The 16,535-nt window shown below is 69.7% G+C and carries 17 protein-coding genes; 10 read left to right on the forward strand and 7 right to left on the reverse strand.

The genetic code is table 11. The features are described from left to right. On the forward strand, positions 1–204 hold a 204-nt coding region (locus ADL25_RS22875; RefSeq protein WP_159044977.1), incomplete at its 5' end, for an alpha amylase C-terminal domain-containing protein. 287 nt (positions 205–491) lie between these two features. After that, entirely contained in the window at positions 492–1,286 is a 795-nt protein-coding gene (locus tag ADL25_RS22880) for a SigB/SigF/SigG family RNA polymerase sigma factor (RefSeq protein WP_059129671.1), read from the forward strand. Positions 1,287–1,525: 239 nt separating this feature from the next. Here the strand turns inward: ADL25_RS22880 and ADL25_RS22885 are convergent, their stop codons facing one another. Next, a complete protein-coding gene (locus tag ADL25_RS22885) occupies positions 1,526–1,882 on the reverse strand; it encodes an ANTAR domain-containing protein (RefSeq protein ID WP_059129672.1) in 357 nt (118 codons plus the stop codon). Between the two features lie 125 nt (positions 1,883–2,007). Between ADL25_RS22885 and ADL25_RS22890 the strand changes: the two genes are divergently transcribed. The 5 genes from ADL25_RS22890 to ADL25_RS22910 all read left to right on the forward strand — a co-directional run bounded on the left by ADL25_RS22890 (position 2,008) and on the right by ADL25_RS22910 (position 5,666). Then, positions 2,008–2,667, forward strand: a complete 660-nt coding sequence (locus tag ADL25_RS22890) for a UdgX family uracil-DNA binding protein (RefSeq protein WP_059129673.1) — start codon at positions 2,008–2,010, stop codon at positions 2,665–2,667. Between the two features lie 83 nt (positions 2,668–2,750). Beyond that, the gene (locus tag ADL25_RS22895) at positions 2,751–3,431 is read left to right on the forward strand and encodes an ABC transporter permease (protein WP_059129674.1); all 681 of its coding nucleotides are present in this window, start codon (positions 2,751–2,753) and stop codon (positions 3,429–3,431) included. Beyond that, on the forward strand, positions 3,428–4,099 hold the full coding sequence (locus tag ADL25_RS22900) for an ABC transporter permease (protein ID WP_059129675.1): 672 nt from the start codon (positions 3,428–3,430) through the stop codon (positions 4,097–4,099). Before ADL25_RS22895 ends, ADL25_RS22900 begins: the two co-directional genes overlap by 4 nt. 23 nt (positions 4,100–4,122) lie before the next feature. Next, positions 4,123–5,031 carry an ABC transporter substrate-binding protein gene (locus ADL25_RS22905; RefSeq protein WP_059129676.1) on the forward strand — a complete coding sequence of 303 codons (909 nt, stop codon included), beginning with the start codon at positions 4,123–4,125 and terminating at the stop codon, positions 5,029–5,031. A 101-nt stretch (positions 5,032–5,132) separates the two neighbouring features. Then, the gene (locus ADL25_RS22910) at positions 5,133–5,666 is read left to right on the forward strand and encodes a MarR family winged helix-turn-helix transcriptional regulator (protein WP_059129677.1); all 534 of its coding nucleotides are present in this window, start codon (positions 5,133–5,135) and stop codon (positions 5,664–5,666) included. Between the two features lie 33 nt (positions 5,667–5,699). Here ADL25_RS22910 and ADL25_RS22915 read toward each other — a convergent pair whose 3' ends face one another. Both ADL25_RS22915 and rox read right to left on the reverse strand, forming a co-directional pair. Beyond that, positions 5,700–6,446 carry a DUF4142 domain-containing protein gene (locus ADL25_RS22915; protein WP_181922960.1) on the reverse strand — a complete coding sequence of 249 codons (747 nt, stop codon included), beginning with the start codon at positions 6,444–6,446 and terminating at the stop codon, positions 5,700–5,702. Between the two features lie 271 nt (positions 6,447–6,717). Continuing rightward, positions 6,718–8,148: a rifampin monooxygenase gene (rox, locus tag ADL25_RS22920; protein ID WP_059129678.1), complete on the reverse strand. Its 1,431-nt coding sequence runs from the start codon at positions 8,146–8,148 to the stop codon at positions 6,718–6,720. Positions 8,149–8,499: 351 nt separating this feature from the next. Between rox and ADL25_RS22925 the strand changes: the two genes are divergently transcribed. Then, entirely contained in the window at positions 8,500–10,128 is a 1,629-nt protein-coding gene (locus ADL25_RS22925) for an ISAzo13 family transposase (protein WP_059129679.1), read from the forward strand. A 426-nt stretch (positions 10,129–10,554) separates the two neighbouring features. Here ADL25_RS22925 and ADL25_RS49075 read toward each other — a convergent pair whose 3' ends face one another. After that, positions 10,555–10,740 carry a DDE transposase family protein gene (locus tag ADL25_RS49075; protein ID WP_059129680.1) on the reverse strand — a complete coding sequence of 62 codons (186 nt, stop codon included), beginning with the start codon at positions 10,738–10,740 and terminating at the stop codon, positions 10,555–10,557. A gap of 337 nt (positions 10,741–11,077) precedes the next feature. On the opposite strand from ADL25_RS49075, the gene ADL25_RS49830 reads away from it, so the two are divergent. Together ADL25_RS49830 and ADL25_RS22935 are read left to right on the forward strand one after the other, a co-directional pair. Further along, complete coding sequence (locus tag ADL25_RS49830; RefSeq protein ID WP_063805707.1) at positions 11,078–11,401, forward strand: hypothetical protein; 324 nt, start codon at positions 11,078–11,080, stop codon at positions 11,399–11,401. A gap of 51 nt (positions 11,402–11,452) precedes the next feature. Beyond that, a complete protein-coding gene (locus ADL25_RS22935; protein ID WP_199839199.1) occupies positions 11,453–13,213 on the forward strand; it encodes a zinc ribbon domain-containing protein in 1,761 nt (586 codons plus the stop codon). A gap of 3 nt (positions 13,214–13,216) precedes the next feature. On the opposite strand, the gene ADL25_RS22940 is transcribed toward ADL25_RS22935, so the two are convergent. Genes ADL25_RS22940 through ADL25_RS22950 form a run of 3 tightly spaced genes read right to left on the reverse strand, consistent with a single transcriptional unit; the run spans position 13,217 to position 16,516 of the window. Next, positions 13,217–14,371: an ABC transporter ATP-binding protein gene (locus ADL25_RS22940; protein ID WP_059129681.1), complete on the reverse strand. Its 1,155-nt coding sequence runs from the start codon at positions 14,369–14,371 to the stop codon at positions 13,217–13,219. A gap of 22 nt (positions 14,372–14,393) precedes the next feature. Beyond that, a complete protein-coding gene (locus ADL25_RS22945) occupies positions 14,394–15,035 on the reverse strand; it encodes a LutC/YkgG family protein (protein WP_059129682.1) in 642 nt (213 codons plus the stop codon). Then, a complete protein-coding gene (locus tag ADL25_RS22950; RefSeq protein ID WP_059129683.1) occupies positions 15,032–16,516 on the reverse strand; it encodes a LutB/LldF family L-lactate oxidation iron-sulfur protein in 1,485 nt (494 codons plus the stop codon). Before ADL25_RS22950 ends, ADL25_RS22945 begins: the two co-directional genes overlap by 4 nt. Positions 16,517–16,535: the final 19 nt, after the last annotated feature.

A 16,535-nucleotide genomic window follows, 5' to 3' on the forward strand; every position in this document is an offset into this window, starting at 1 on the left:
TACCGCCTGGGCGTCCCCGACGACATCCCCGCCTGGCACGAACTGCTCAACACCGACCTGGCCAAGTACGGCGGCAGCGACATCCACAACCCCGACCCGATTCCTTCCGAACCCGGTCGCGGACACGGTGTGCGCCTCACCCTGCCTCCCCTCGCCACCGTCTGGTTGCGACCCGTCGTTCCATACATCGAAGGCGGGGCGTAGCCGCTCTCAGAACCGTGAATCCGCCATTCCCAGAGGAATTCCCAGACCGTTTTTCGTGAATCCTCTCCCCGGTGTCACGTGCCGGAATCGAATGAATGCCGAGAGTCATCCGGTGGTGGAATTGTTTGCCGGAATGGAATTCGGGAATGGCCTTATCAAGTGCTTCGGACAGGAGGCACGTTCGTGGGAGCCGGCCCCACCGGATCCCGGGTGTCCGTCCTGTTCGCGTGTGCGCGCCCTCCCACGGTGACTGTCCAGTCAGCCCCTTGAGGGAGTTGAAAAGCACCATGCGCATCACGGTCAAGACAAAGCAGCATCCGCACGACGACGCTCCCGATACGGCCGAGGCCTTCGCCCGCCTGCGGGCTCTGCCCGACGGCCCCGAACGGCACACACTGCGTGACGGGATCGTCCAGTCGTGGCTCCCCATGGCCGAGCGCATCGCACGCCGCTACCGAGGCCGGGGCGAGTCCATCGAGGACCTGTGCCAGGTCGCCGCGCTGGGCCTGGTCAAAGCGGTCGACCGTTACGACCCCGGTCGCGGGTACGCATTCGAGAGCTATGCCATCCCCACGATCACCGGGGAGATCAAGCGGCACTTCCGCGATCACATGTGGGTGCTGCACGTGCCTCGGCGCGTCCAGGACCTGCGCAATCGGGTACGTGTCGCGGTCAAGGAGATCTCGCAGGAGACGCCCGGTCACGGCCCGACCGTCGCCGAGATCGCCGAGCACGCCCACCTCAGTGAGGAGGACGTCCGGGTGGGTCTGGAGGCGATGGACAGCTTCACCGCCCTGTCCCTGGATGCGGAGGTGGCGGGGAGTGACGACGGCTACGCGCTGGGCGACGCCCTGGGCGAGTCCGATTCCGGATACGACCTCATCGTCGACCGCGAGGCCGTGAAACCGTGCCTGCAGTCCCTGCCGGAACGAGAGCGCACGATCCTCTATCTCCGCTACTTCCGTGGCATGACCCAGAGCCGGATAGCGAGCCAGCTCGGCATTTCCCAGATGCATGTCTCGCGTCTGCTCAGCGGGTGCTGCGCGCGGGTGCGTGAAGAAGCGCTTGCCGACAGATTCTGATGCCGAAACCCGCCCGCTCCGCCACCTCACCGGGTCCGGCCTGCATCCGGCCGCCCGGCCGCTCATCGACCGGACGGCCGTTTGCGGTGGGCTCACTGCCGAACCCTCCCGGGAACGGTTGGCCAGTGCGCCGACCCTTTCCGGACTATCCGCGAGGAGGTATTCGAAACACTCCTGCGCCGGACGGTGAGAAATCCCTGAGCTGCCGCCGTCGGGGACCCCCGTCGGGGCGGTCGGCCTCAGTGGCCCGGCGGGTCCTCCGGAAGCTGCGTCGGGCCGTACCGGTCGAGTGTCTCCTCGAGGAGAACGCGCAGATGTTCAGGCAGCTCTCCGTCGCGGCCCCAGACGAGTATCAGCTCCGCGACGTTGCGCAGCTTGATGTTCGCGTGCTGGGAGACCTCCCTGAGCACTTCCCACCCCTGGTCGGGGCTGACATGACCCAGGGCGACGAGCATGCCGATCGCCTGGTCCACGACCGCGTGCGAGGCCACGGCTTCCTTGAGCTGGTCGACCTCCTCCTCCAGCTGGAAGATCCGCTCCGAATCGGAAGCGGTGGTGTCCGGCTCCTCGTTCCCCGGACGGGGTGTCGTGGTCATCGTCCCCTCCGGGTGGCGAGGCTTCGGTGCTGTCTGGCTTACCCCCATCGTCGCCACTCGACCAGGTGTGTGCGAGCCGGGGAAGGGTACTGGGACGGCACGGCGGCCACGGAGGTGATGCTGTCGTGAGCCGTGCCGACGACGGGGCCGGCGCGTACGACGCCACCCCGTTCCTGCCGCGTGGCGGCGGGCTGGAGGCGTACCGGCGCGCCGCTGAAGGCTGTCGGGGATGCCCCCTGTACGAGAACGCCACGAGGACGGTGTTCGGCAAGGGTGACGCCTCGGCGCGGATCGTATTGGTGGGAGAGCAGCCGGGCGATCAGGAGGACCGGAAGGGTGAACCCTTCGTCGGCCCGGCCGGGCGTCTGCTGGACCGGGCGCTGGAGGAGGCGGGCATCGACCGGGGTGCCGCCTATGTCACCAACGCGGTCAAGCACTTCAAGTTCACCGTCACCGAACGCGGCAAGCGGCGTATCCACAAGGCACCCACCCTGCGGGAGGTGTCCGCCTGCCGGCCGTGGATGCACGCCGAGCTGGACCTCGTGCGACCCGAGGTCGTGGTGGCGCTGGGCGCGACCGCGGGCAAGGCGCTGATGGGCAGCTCCTTCCGGGTGACCAGGGACCGGGGGAGCGTGATGCCGATGCCCGGCTCCGACGACCAGCGGTGCGTCGTCGCGACCGTGCACCCCTCGGCGGTCCTGCGGGCCGACGACCGGGAATCCGCATACGCCGGACTGGTCTCCGACCTGAAGGTGGTGGCGAGGGTGCTCGACGGGCGGGCCTAGACCCGTACGGCAGGTGGCTGTGGGGGCCCCGGACGGCTCAGCACAACGAGCGTGACCGCTCGCTCCGCCGGTGCAATGGACGGGTGACCGCGCCTCCGGACGACTGCCTCGCGCGCAACGAGTGGATCTGCGGCGAGTATGTGCGCAGTCGCCGGCACATCCTGTTCGACGCGGTGCTGCAGCATGTGGAGCTGACCGGCGCATCCGTGCTCATCGCCCTGGTCGTCGCCGTGCCCCTGGCCGTGCTGGCGCGCCGCTGGGGGTGGGCCGCCGCCCCCGTCCTCGCCGTCACCACGGTCCTCTACACGATCCCGTCGCTGGCGATGTTCTCGCTGCTCCTTCCGTTCTACGGGCTCTCGGCGGCGCTGGTGGTCGCCGGTCTCGTCCTGTACTCGCTCACCCTGCTGGTGCGGAACATCCTCGCGGGGCTGCGTGCCGTACCCGAGGAGACCCGACAGGCCGCCCGCGGCATGGGATACGGTCCGCTGCGGCTGCTGCTCACCGTCGAACTGCCGCTGGCTCTGCCCGCTGCCATGGCCGGGTTGCGCATCGCCACCGTCTCGGCCGTCTCGCTGGTCACGGTCGGAGCGATCGTCGGATTCGGCGGGCTCGGGAACCTGATCTACGCGGGAATGAACACGTATTTCAAGGCGCAGGTGCTGACCGCGTCCGTGCTGTGCGTGGTGATCGCGGTGGCTGCCGATCTGCTGCTGCTCGCGGTGCAGCGCCTGATCACCCCCTGGACCAGGACGAGACGGGGATGAAGACCCTCGACGACACCTGGAACTGGCTCGCCGACTCCGCGCACTGGGCGGGCGACGACGGCATCTGGCACCGGTTGGCGCAACACCTCGTCCTGACCGTCGTGTGCCTGGTCGTCAGCTGCCTGATCGCGCTTCCGGTCGCGTTCGTCCTGGGGCATCTCGGCAAGGGCGGCGTGCTCGCGGTCAACATCTCCAACGTCGGCCGCGCGGTGCCCACGTTCGCCGTGCTGGTGCTCCTGCTGCTCACCCCGGTCGGGGCCTGGGGCGAGGGGCCGACCGTCGTCGCCCTCGTCCTGTTCGCCGTGCCGCCGCTGCTCACCAACGCGTACGTGGGCATGCGCGAGGTCGACCGGGATGTGGTGCGGGCCGCACGGGGAATGGGGATGACGGGCCGCCAGACGCTGTTCCGCGTCGAACTGCCCCTGTCGCTGCCGTTGGTCCTCAACGGGGTGCGGATCGCCGCCGTGCAGCTCGTCGCGACCGCCACGATCGCCGCCCTGGCGGGCGGCGGCGGGCTCGGACGCATCATCACCGCGGGGTTCAATCTGGCCAGTACGCCGCAGGTGGTCGCCGGTGCCCTGCTCGTGGCCGGCTTCGCGCTGATCGTCGAAGGGATCTTCGAGACCGTCGAGCGGCTGGCACTGCGCCGGACCAGGGGCGCACCGTGAGGTGGTGGGCCGCGGCCGTGGGAATGCTGCTGATCGCGGGTTGCACGACGGGACCCTCATTGGAGACACGGGGCCGGGTCACCGCGCCGCCCGGGGACAGCCGGCATCTGACCGTCGGCTCGGCGGGATTCACCGAGAGCGACCTGCTCGCCCACATGTACGCGACTCTGCTGAACCACGCCGGTTACCGCACGTCCATCCTCACCGTCGCCAACCGCGAACTGTACGAGCCCGCGCTGGAGTCGGGGCAGATCGACGTCGTACCGGAGTACGCGGCCACTTTCGCGGACTGGCTCAACACCAGGACCCATGGGGCGGACGCCCCGCCCGTCGGTTCGCCGGACCTCGCCGCCACCATGCGGTCCCTGCGGGAACTGGCCGCTCCGCGCGGACTCTCCGCGCTCGACCCCGGCCGTGCGGTCGCCCAGAACGCCTTCGCGGTGACACGCGCATTCGCCCGCCGGCACCAGCTGAGAACGCTCGGCGACCTCGGCAGATCCGGACTGAAGGTGCGGCTCGCGGCGGGCGACGAGTGCGTCCGCAGACCATACTGCGCACCGGGCCTGAAGAAGACGTACGGCATCAACATCACGGCCGTGGACCCCAAGGGCGTGGGGACGGTCCAGGCCAAGCGGGCCGTGCAGAGCGGGCGGGACCAGATGGTGCTGACCACCACGACGGCCGCGACCCTCGACGAGTTCGGACTCGTGCTGCTCGCCGACGACCGACATCTGCAGAACGCGGACTACGTCGTCCCGGTCGTCAACCGCGCCCGCGCGGGCACGGCACGTGTCTCCGAGGCGCTCGGCGCCCTGGCCCCCGTACTCACCACGCAGGACCTGGCGTCGATGAACCGGCAGGTGGACAGCTGGCGGCGGCTGCCCGAGGACGTGGCGCGCGATTATCTGCAGGACAAGGGCCTGCTGAAGTGACGCGCCGGTGCCGCCCGGCGGGTCGTGAGCAGGTCATGCGGAAGGAAAATCTGTTCCCATCGGGCGAGGGGGCGGTGCGCGCGGCGCGGTAGAAAGGAGCCATGCCGCAGAGCGAGACCCGAACGGGGGCCGTGGACGATGTCGACGCGGTCACCCGTGCGGTCCTGACCGCGTCCCGCCTCCTGGTCTCGGTCTCGGCCCGCTCCCTGGCCGAGGTCGAGGAGCGGGTCACACTCCCGCAGTTCCGCATGCTGGTCGTGCTGGCCACGCGGGGTGCCACCAAGCTGGTCGCGCTCGCCGACCTGCTCCAGGTGGCACCCTCGACGGCGATGCGTATGGTCGACCGCCTCATCGCCGCCGGTCTGGCCGACCGGCAGACCAACCCCGACAACCGCCGCGAGACGCTGCTGCGGCTCACCGACGAGGGGAGGAAGGCCGTCGAGGACGTCACCGCCAGGCGCCGTGCCGAGATCGCTGCGATCGTCGCGCAGCTCGCGCCGGGGCAACGGGCGGCGCTCATCGAGGCCTTGACCGTCTTCAACGAGGCCGGGGGAGAGCCGCCGGCTCCCGGCGCGGCCGACCCCGAGCCGCATCCGCTCGGCTGGGCGGACCCGTCGCCCGCGCACGACGCCTGACCCCGCTCGGGCGGGCGGCGCAGGGCTCCTCGTTCAGCCGACCGTCGGGCTGGGAGCGGGAGTGGGGGCGGCGGTGTTCACGTTCAGGTCGGGGCGGGGCGTGAGGACGACCATCGGTTCGCCCGCCTGGGGCGGGGGCGGCGTCATCTGGTCCTTGGGGAGCTTGGGCGGGGTGGTCTCCTGGAAGAGGACCTGATCGAAGTTGATCACACCGGTCTTCTCCATCATGGTGATGTGGTCGAGCACGGTGTCGTTGGCCAGGTCGGCGAGCTGACGTACCAGGGTGTTCTTCGTGGTCCCGCGGATCTTGGCGATGACCGGGAAGATCTGACCGTGGGTCACCCGCATGATGTTGGCGGCGGTGATGTCGAACTGCTTGCCGTTCTCCGCCGCCGAGGTCGCCACGAACTGCTGCTGTTGCGGGCTCGCCTGGTTCGGGAGGGTGATGCCCAGCTCGGGGGCGATCTTGCGGCACATCGCGTCGAGTCCGGCGTGCCCGACGATCAGGTGCTTGCCCGCCTCCTTCATCTCCGGAGACGCGCCCTTCTTCAGCGCGATCTCGCCCAGGGGGTACTCCCACAGTCCCGCGGCACGCACCTTGACCACGAAGTCGCGGTCCGCCTCGGTGAGCGGGCCGTAACGGGTGTTGGCGATGACGCGGTCCGGGGAGCTGGACGTCGTCTGGACACCGAGCATGGCGGGGTAGGCGAGGGCAGTGAGGGTCAGGCCCAGCGCACCGGCCACGAAGACGGTTCCGGCCATGTTGCGGGATATGGGCATGCTGTCTCCAGGAGCGAGCGGCTGTAATGCCAGTGAGTACGTAGCGGCCGCTCCGATCCATCATTGCCCAGGGTAAAAATTGCACGCTGCTATGTGTCATGCGTCACATGGCGTGCGGCGGCGCCTCGTTCCGGAGCCCGGCGGCCTCCGAGGGCCGACGGGAGTCCCGGTGCCGGGCCCGGCACGTCCAGGAGGCGGTTGAGCGCGTCGTGGACGCGAACTCCCTCCGACAGTGCGGCGACAGCCCGCGTCCACGGTCGTTCCGATCGGCTCACACGGCGGTGGGCGCACCGAACCACTTCGGCAGTCGGCCGAGCAGCTCCTCGGGATCGTCGCCCGCCCAGACCACATGACCGTCCGGACGCAGGAGCACGGCGGGTACGTGTAGTTCCTCGGCGGCGTCGACGACATGGTCGACCCGGTCCTCCCAGCCCGCCACCGAGAGCCGGCCGGTCTGGTCGAGCAGCAGCGCGCGGCCGGCACGCATCCGCTCGTAGAGGCGACCCTGCTTCAGTCCCATGTCCCGCAGTCGCCGGCCGAGCAGTTCATGGCCCTCGCCGAAGTCGTAGCGGATCCCGATCGCGATGATCTTCTCGGTCAGATACCGGTTCACCTCCTCGAAGGCCATCAGCTCGGTCACCAGTTTGCGCACCGCGCGGGCGCCCGGCTCGAGGGACATCAGCTCCATCTGCGCGCGGGTGTTGTCCAGTACGTCGGCGGCCACGGGGCGCCGTTCGGTCTCGTAGGTGTCCAGCAGTCCCTGCGGCGCCCAGCCGTCGACCTCGGCGGCCAGTTTCCAGCCGAGGTTGAACGCGTCCTGGATACCGAGGTTGAGTCCCTGCCCGCCCGTCGGCGGGTGGACGTGCGCGGCATCGCCGGCGAGCAGCACCCGGCCCTCCCGGTAGCGCTCGGCCAGCCGGGTGCCGTCGCCGAAGCGCGACAGCCAGCGCGGTGAGTGCACGCCGAAGTCGGTGCTGGCGACCACCCGGAGCTGCTCTCTGACCTCCTCGAGGGTCGGGGGTACCGAGCGGTCCTCGGCCACGCCCTTGGCGGGTACGACGAACCGGAACACCCCGTCCCCGAGGGGCATGAACCCGAACCGGAACTGCGTCTTGCGGACTTCGGCCATCACGGCGGCCAGTTCCTCGGGCGGGGCGGTCAGCTCGACCTCGCCCAGCAGCGTCTCGACCCGGCTGGGTTCGCCGGGGAAGCCGACGCCGAGCAGTTTCCGTACCGTGCTGCGGCCGCCGTCGCAGCCGACGACGTAGCGCGAGCGCAGCCGTGTGCCGTCGGCCAGTTCGACGGTCACCCCGTCCTCGTCCTGGCTCAGCCCCACCAGTGCGCAGCCACGGTGGATCTCGGCGCCGAGCTCCACGGCGTGCTCGGCCAGCAGGCGGTCGGTGACGGTTTGCGGGATGCCGAGGACGTAACCGTGCGCGGTGTCCAGCCGCTCCGGTGAGGGCTTGCTGATACCGGCGAAGAAGCCGCCGACCGGATGCTGCTTGCCGAGCGCGAGGAACCGGTCCAGGAGACCGCGCTGGTCCATCACCTCGATACTGCGCGCGTGCAGTCCGAGCGAGCGGACGACCCTCGTCGGCTCGGCATCCTTCTCCAGTACGACCGCGTGCACGCCGTGCAACCGCAACTCGCCGGCCAGCATCAAGCCCGTCGGTCCGCCGCCGGCGATGATCACGTCGATCACAGAAATCCCCCATTCGATCCGGTGCATTCCCGCCGGGCCGCTGTCCGGAGCCCTGCGGTGCGCACAGCCGCAGCCGTGTGCGGCTGGAGATTCTGCAGTACGACCAGGGCCTTGCCGCAAGGCCCCGGGTGCGCTATACGTTGAGAAGGGTAAGGGGCAGCGGTCCCCTTGCCCTTTGTCGTCTCCGGACCGAGGACGCTCCTCGCGGTTCGCTCGCCGCCCTGAGGGCCGACGCCGTTCAGCCGAGCATCTTCGATGACACGGCGCACCTGCATCAGCCGCGCGCTCTAGGAGTAGGAGCTTGCAGGGAATCAAGCTGTTGCTTCCCGTCCTGATGCTCGTTGGTGTGGTATGCGCATCCCGGATGAGACTCGTGACCAACTCGCCGTGAAGTTCGCGGTGTTGCTTCCACACCTGGACGAGCGGCAGCGACGGCTGTTGATGGCTGCGGAGGCCCGGGGCCTTGGGCACGGCGGTGTCCGGGCCGTGGCACAGGCCGCTGCGGTCAGCGAGACCACGGTCCGCAAGGGCGTGTTCGAACTCGAGGCCGGTGAGGGACCTCTGGGGCGTGTGCTGCGCCCAGGCGGGGGCCGCAAGCGGGCCGCGGATCTGAATCCGGGGCTGCGGCCGGCACTGTTGGAGCTGGTTGAGCCGGATGTGCGGGGTGACCCGACGTCTCCGCTGCGGTGGACGGTGAAGTCCACTCGCGCGCTTGCGCAGGAGCTGACCCGGGCCGGGCATCGCGTCAGTGCCGACACCGTCGCCGACCTGCTGCGGGAGGAAGGGTTCAGCCTGCAAGCCAACGCCAAGACAATCGAGGGCAGCCAGCACCCGGACCGGGATGCCCAGTTCCGCTATCTCAACGAGCAGGCCCGCGATCACCGGGACGCCGGCCAGCCGGTCATCAGCGTGGACACCAAGAAGAAGGAGCTCATCGGCGAGTTCAAGAACAACGGCCGCCAGTGGCGGCCGACGGGTGAGCCAGTGCCGGTGAACGTGCATGACTTCGCCGACCCGCAGCTGGGCAAGGCCGTCCCCTACGGGATCTACGATCTGGCGGCAAACACCGGCTGGGTCAACGTCGGCACCGATCACGACACGGCCGCGTTCGCGGTCGAGTCGATCCGGCGCTGGTGGCACGGCCAGGGCCAGGCTGCCTACCGGCAGGCGACACGGCTGCTGATCACCGCCGACGCAGGCGGTTCCAACGGATACCGCACCCGGGCCTGGAAACTCGAACTGGCCCAGCTCGCCGACGAAACGGGACTGACCATCACCGTGTGTCATCTACCGCCCGGCACATCGAAGTGGAACAAGATCGAGCACCGGCTCTTCTCGCACATCACGATGAACTGGCGCGGCCGCCCGCCGACCAGCCACGAAGTCATCGTCCAGTCCATCGCAGCGACCACCACCCGCACCGGGCTGAGCGTGAGCGCCGCACTCGACACCAACACCTATCCCACCGGAGTCCGTATCGGTGACGCGGAGATGGCGGGACTGCCGCTGACCCGGCACGTCTTCCACGGCGACTGGAACTATGCCCTGCACCCGCAGCCCCGCCCGGCCGTCCCGGTGGCCCAGGCTCCACATGCGCCGGCCCTGCAGTGGGACCAGGCCCTGCTCTCCGATCCCGCCCTGACCGGCATGTCCCGGCAACAACTGGACGCCCTCACAGAGACTTTGGCCCCCGACGGCGATACCCGACGCGGCCGTCCGCCCCGGCTTTCCTTCCCCGAACAGGTCCTGGCCACCGTGCTCCATCTGCGGGTCGCCCTGGCCGCGGAACCTCTCGCCGTGCTGTTCGGCAGCAGCCGCACCGCGATGCACCGCATCCTCCTGAAGAACAGGAAACTACTCGAGGCACACGGCATCGTCATCCCATCCGCGACGACGCCACCCCTCGTCCTCGCAGCCCTCCAAGCTCGGGTCCTCACCCAAACCGGCGAGCCCCACAACAAGATCAAGATGACGTGTTAATGATCTGCAAGCCTTAGGAGGTATCCCGTAATGGGATGTAGGGCATGTCGGGGTGTGGATGGCGGCCGTGCGGGTTACCTAATGTCCAGCTTGAGGTTGTGGAGTGCTGCGACGCCGGCATTGGCGGAGGATCCGGTGGTCATTGAGCCGGGCGATGGTGTGCTCGGCGACAGCTCGCCGTTTGCGGAACCTTCGGTAGTTGCGGTCTTTGACGATCCGTCCGTCTGGCCCCGCGGAGTGGTGTGTGGATGCAACCGCTTCCGCCGTAGGCGCCGTCACCGGACGGCCGCGGATGTGCGGGCAGGGTCTTTCCGACCGTTTCATGGAAGACGACGATGTCGTTCCGGTTGCCTGGCCGGCGTCACCGACGGCCACCACGCGACGGTCGGGGGCCCGGCAGACGACCTGCACGTTGACACTTCGCCGCTAGTTTTTCGACTTTGACGTCTTCTGCTGGTCGTGGACGGGGATCAGAGTTGCGTTGACAATCCACAGTTCGCGACGGTCGGCGGGTGGAGGACCCAGGAGTTCGGCGAGCGGACCGGCGAGCCGGTCGACGACTCGATGCACGGCCGAGTCGGAATTGCCGAACAGAGAGCCGAGTTGCTGCATGGTGAAGCTCGTCCGGTAGGGGGCGAACGAGCAACGGGACCCGGTCCGTGAACGGCATTGTCCAGGGCCGGCCGCGGCCGGTGTCGGGTTTCCATTTGCACATCTGCTGGACGAGCCGGTGCAGCTGCGGGCCGGTCAGCCCGGTCCGGGATCGCAGGTCAGCTGAGGTGTAGTTGGCAAGGCGCAGATGCATGGACAGAGGGTCCGTGAACGGCCAACCCGTCCGCTCGCAGGCCCGTTGTCAGTGGCGGTAGTTAGTTTTCGTGTGATTGCCGATCCGCCGCATGGTCGGGCGGGTCTGCATCAGTTGGCGTGTTCAAAGGAGGTGGGACAGCACGTGAGCGCGAGTCTGCTTGATGCGGCACCCGCCCCCGACGCTGTGTCTGCGCGCCGGTTCCGCGGGAAGAACAAAGGCCAACGCTGGAAGCGCGGCGAGGGCACCGAGCTGGCGGTCATTCGGCTGCCGTTGGACGTCCACCGCCTTGAGGACCTGCCGCGTGTGGAGAACCTGTACTCGGCGATGTGGTCCGTCAAGCGAGCTTTGCAGCGTGACGCGGTCGACGCGTACTGGGCCGGGGATGCGCGCCGCGCGAGAGATGCGAAAGCCTGGCGCGCCGGCCTGGGCTTGTCCCGCGAGGGGATGGAACGTCGCGGCTACTGACACATGGAACACTCCCGTCACCTGGGCCATCACGTCACCAAAGCTTTGGTGATGCATCAGGCTGACGAAGTCTGGGAAGGCGTCAGCCGGCATCTTTTCCCGGACGCGTCCAGCCGCAGGTTCGGCCGGCCGAAGCCCGGGATGTGGTGGCACTACACGCGGATACCCGGCCGCGCCCGGTCACACACGACGCCCCGGAAGTGGGAGACCTTCCGCCTCCACGGCACCCTTGCCGGCCATCTCGCCGCCTACCGGCACCGGGATCTCGGCCCTGCGGTGCTGACTCCGGAGCAGGCTGCCGCGCTGCCGCCGGGGACGCGGGTTCTCGAACAGCCCCGGCGCCTACCGGCACCGGCCCAGCCGTCGGGCCGTGTGCCGACCGGTGAAGTCACCGCGAAAGGCACCCCGAAGACCAGGGCCGCAACGTGGTGGGACCACACCGGCCCGCTCGCGCTGGTGTTCACCGGTGGCGCCGACTCCACACGCGGCGACCTCGTACTCCCTGTCCGGCTGCCGTCCGGCGCCGGCCGCTGGCCCCGACTGCTGCACTTCCTCAACAACCCCGACACGTGGCACAAGGTCGACCTCGTCCGCCGCCGCGACACTTGCGCACCAGGCGGCTGGGCATACGAAGCCCACCTGATGGTGCTCACCGCCGGGTACACATCACCGGCAACCCGATCACGCCGTAACGCCGCGGCCAAGCTGGCCCGGGTCGGGGGGATCGACGGCAACGTCTCCAACCTGTCCGTCGTCTCGCTCCCCGACACGTTCGACCCCACCGACGGGCCAGTCGTCGCGACCCGGCTGGAATTCACCGACGACGAGCTCGTCGTACTCGAGAAGGCACGGCGGAAGGAACGGGGCCGCAAACGCGCTCTTGACCGGTCCCGCCGGGCAACTAACCCCGACCAGTACGGGCCGTCGAAGCGGCAGCAGGCCAGGTCCGAACGCCGCCGCACGGCAGGCCTGCCCGCACGCACCGTCCAGGTGCCCGGTGGGGCCCGGGACTCAAACAAAGCTGGCGTGCCCAAGCAGGCCTACCGGCGCGATGACCTATCGGCAGGCTACCGACGCAACCGGGCCCGCCTCGCCGAAGCCGCCGCGACCGCGGCCGCGGCCAAAGACCACCGCGCGCGCCGCATTGCCGGACGCATTGTCGCGGATCACGGTGCCAACCTCACCGTCGAGGACTGCGACATCCGCACCTGGTACCGCCTGTGGGGCAAAGCTCTGCAAGCCACCACCCCCGGCCGGCTGATCACAGCGATCAGCCGCGAGTGCGAGAAGTCCGGCGGCCGCTTGCTGCGTGCGTCGACGTTCACCATCAAGCTGTCGCAGACGTGCCTGTGCGGCGAGTCGGTGACGAAGACACTCGCCGACCGAGTCCACCGCTGCACCTATTGCGGCCTCATCGCCGACCGGGACATGGTCTCCGCAGCCCTCGCCGCGCACGTCCGGCTCACCAATCCTGACGACCCCCGAACCGCGAGCCTGGACATCGTCCAGGCCCGCATGACACAGATCGTGTTCGCAGAAGGGCTGCAAGAAGCCCTGTCGGGTCAACCGCAGCGCGGTGCACGCCCCCGCAGGGGCCGCACCCCCGCGGCAGCCCAACGCCCCGTCCCGGGGCAGCGGGCCTCTGCTCGGCAAAACACCACCGACCGGTACCGGCCCACCCCGAATGAGACCCGACCCGCGCTCATGCGGCACAAGGCCCACGTCGGAACAGCCATCCCAGTAGGGAACGCACCGCCCACAGACGGCGCACCCGAACAGGAACTGATCGGACGGCATCCCACTACCGGATGACTCTTAGGCGTCCGCCACCGACTCGAACGGAACCTCCCCGCGCGGGACGCCCCGTGCATCCGCGTCCACCGAGCGGCGCAGCGCCTCATGGAGCTTGGCCGGGGTCAGCACACCGAGGAAGCGGGCTCCGTCCAGCACCGCCACCCACCCGGCGTCGTGCTGCAGCATCTCCCCGAAGGCCTGCTTGAGCGAGGCCCCGACCGGGACCCAGGCATTCATCCGGCGGGCGTGGTCGCGGACCAGGCCGCCCGCACCGAGTTCGCCGGCCCCGGCCCACCCGTGCAGATCGCCCACGGCGTCGAGCACCACGGCCCAGCGGGAGCCCTCCGCGCGCAGGCGGTCCGCGGCCCGTGCGGCGGGCTCGTCGAGCCGTGCGACCGGTGGCTGTGCCAGGTCGCTCGGTTCGATCCGGGTCACGGAAAGCCGCTTCAGGCTCCGGTCCGCGCCCACGAAGTCGGCGACGTACGACGTGGCGGGCGCGCCCAGTACCGCCCCCGGCGTGTCGAACTGCTCGATGCTCCCCTGCCCGTACACCGCGATCCGGTCGCCGAGCCGGACCGCCTCCTCGATGTCGTGCGTGACCAGCAGCACCGTCTTGCGGACGGCCGCCTGCATCCGCAGGAACTCGTCCTGCAACTGCTCCCGCACCACCGGGTCCACCGCCCCGAACGGCTCGTCCATCAGCAGCACCGGCGGGTCCGCGGCCAGCGCCCTCGCCACGCCGACGCGCTGCCGCTGGCCGCCCGACAACTGGTCGGGATAGCGCGGCCCGTACGTCGACGGATCCAGACCCACCAGGTCGAGCAGCTCGGCGGCCCGCGCCCGGGCCCTGGTCTTCTTCCAGCCGATCAGCGAGGGCACGGTCGCCGTGTTGTCGAGAACCGTCCGGTGCGGAAAGAGGCCCCCCTGCTGGATCACATAGCCGATCCGCCGCCGCAGACGCACCGGGTCGACGGCCGCGATGTCCTCGCCGTCCACGAAGATCCGCCCCGAGGTCGGCTCGATGAGCCTGTTGACCATCATCATCGTGGTCGTCTTGCCGCAACCGGACGGTCCGACGAGGGTGACGAGCTCGCCCTCGGCGATCGCGAAGGACAGGTCCCGCACGGCCGTGGTGCCGTCCGGATACCGCTTGGTGACCTCCTCGAACCGGATCATTCCCTCACGCTAACGGCGCCGGTCACTCCTCGCTCACCAGCACCACTTCCAGGGTGCGCGGACCGTGCACCCCCTCGACCCGGTCCAGCTCGATGTCGCTCGTGGCGGACGGCCCGGAGATCCAGGTGAGCGGGCGCGCCGGGTCGAGACGCTCCAGCGCCTCGGGCACGGACGACACGACCTGCCCGGGCACGCGCACGACGCAGATGTGGTGGTCGGGGACGAGCGTGATGCGGCGCCGGCCCTGGTCGGGCGAGCCGTCCAGCACGATGGTGCCGGTCTCGGCGATGGCGACCGCACAACCGGTGACCACGCTGTCGACACGGTCCAACTCGTACGGGGTGCTCTCGGCGCGGTCGGGGACCTGCTCCACGTCCGAGAGCCAGCCGGCCGGCAGACCCTGCGGCACGGCCACCCTGTGCGCGCCGCGGGCGGTCAGCAGCCGGGCGAGGACCGCCGGGAGGTGCTCCGCGTCGCTGCGGTGTACGACCGCGCGATAGTCCGCCAGGTTCTCCGCGAGGAGGTCCACGGTCTCCTCGACGGTGCGGTCGCCGTGCCGCCGCAGATACGCACGGGACATCGCCTGCTCGTACGGCGTGTCGTCCCTGCCCGTGTCCGCCAGCGCGCGCCGTACCCGGCCCAGGACGAGATCCCTGCTGCTCACCTTGCCTCCTGCCCTCCGTGCGTACGCTGCCACCAGTCGCGGAACGGTTCGGCCGGCACCGCGGGCAGATCCCGGCTCGCGCTCCAGGCCCTGCCGGGCCCCGGAAGGGTCCGCGGCAGGAAGCGGCGCGAGCGCGACGCGAGACGCTGGCCCGAGCGCAGCGCGCCCGGGTGGCCGAAGACCCAGCGTGCGGCCCGCATCGCCGCCCTCTCGGCGGCATGGCCCTTCGCCGGCTTCAGCACGACCTTGTTGCCCGCCCGTGTCACGGTCCCGCCCTCCACGACCCGCTCCCGGAGATGCACCAGCACCTCGGGGATGTCGATGGCGACCGGGCACACCTCGTAGCAGGCCCCGCACAGCGAGGACGCGTACGGCAGCGAGGCGTCGATCTCGCTCTCGGTCCCCCGCAGCTGCGGGCTGAGGATGGCGCCGATGGGGCCCGGGTAGACCGACCCGTAGGCATGGCCGCCCGCCCGCTCGTACACCGGGCAGACATTGAGACACGCCGAGCAGCGGATGCAGCGAAGCGCCTGGCGTCCGACCTGGTCGGCCAGCGTGTCGGTGCGGCCGTTGTCCAGCAGGACGAGATGGAAGGCCCGGGGGCCGTCGGCCGTCCCGGCGTCCGTGGTACCGGTCCACATGCTGGTGTACGGGTTCATCCGCTCCGCGGTCGAGGAGCGGGGGAGTGTCTGCAGGAACACCTCGAGGTCCCGCCAGGTCGGCACGATCTTCTCGATGCCGACGACGGAGATCAGCGTCTCGGGCAGGGTGAGGCACATCCGACCGTTGCCCTCCGACTCGACCACCACGAGCGTGCCGGTCTCGGCGACCATGAAGTTGGCACCGGAGATGCCCACCTTGGCGCGCAGGAACTTCTCACGAAGGTGCAGCCGGGCCGCCTCGGCCAGTTCGGCGGGTGTGTCGGTCAGCCCGTCGGGGGCCGGGCGCCCCCATTCGCCCATCTCGGAGCGGAAGATGTCGCGGATCTCGCCGCGGTTGCGGTGGATCGCGGGGACCAGGATGTGGGAGGGCCGGTCCTTGCCCAACTGCACGATGAGCTCGGCGAGATCGGTCTCGTACGCCCGGATGCCCTCCGCCTCCAGCGCTTCGTTGAGGCCGATCTCCTGCGTGGCCATGGACTTGACCTTGACGACCTCGGACTCGCCGGTCGCCTTGACCAGTCCGGTGACGATCCTGTTGGCCTCGTCCGCGTCGGCCGCCCAGTGGACGGTGCCGCCCGCGGCGGTGACCGCGTCCTCCAACTGGACGAGGTAGCGGTCCAGATGACGCAGTGTGTGGTCTTTGATCTGCCGGCCCGCCTCCCGCAGCTGCGCCCAGTCGGACACCTCCGCGACCGCCTTGGCGCGCTTGGCCCGGATGGTGTGAGTGGCGTGCCGCAGATTCCCGCGCAGCGTCTTGTTGCCGACCGCCGCGTGCGCGGCCTCGGGGAACGACGGCATCCCGACGAATGTCCCGCTCATGCGATGAGCCCCTTCACCC

The organism is Streptomyces sp. NRRL F-5122 (genome assembly GCF_001507435.1).
Lineage (GTDB): Bacteria > Actinomycetota > Actinomycetes > Streptomycetales > Streptomycetaceae > Streptomyces > Streptomyces lannensis.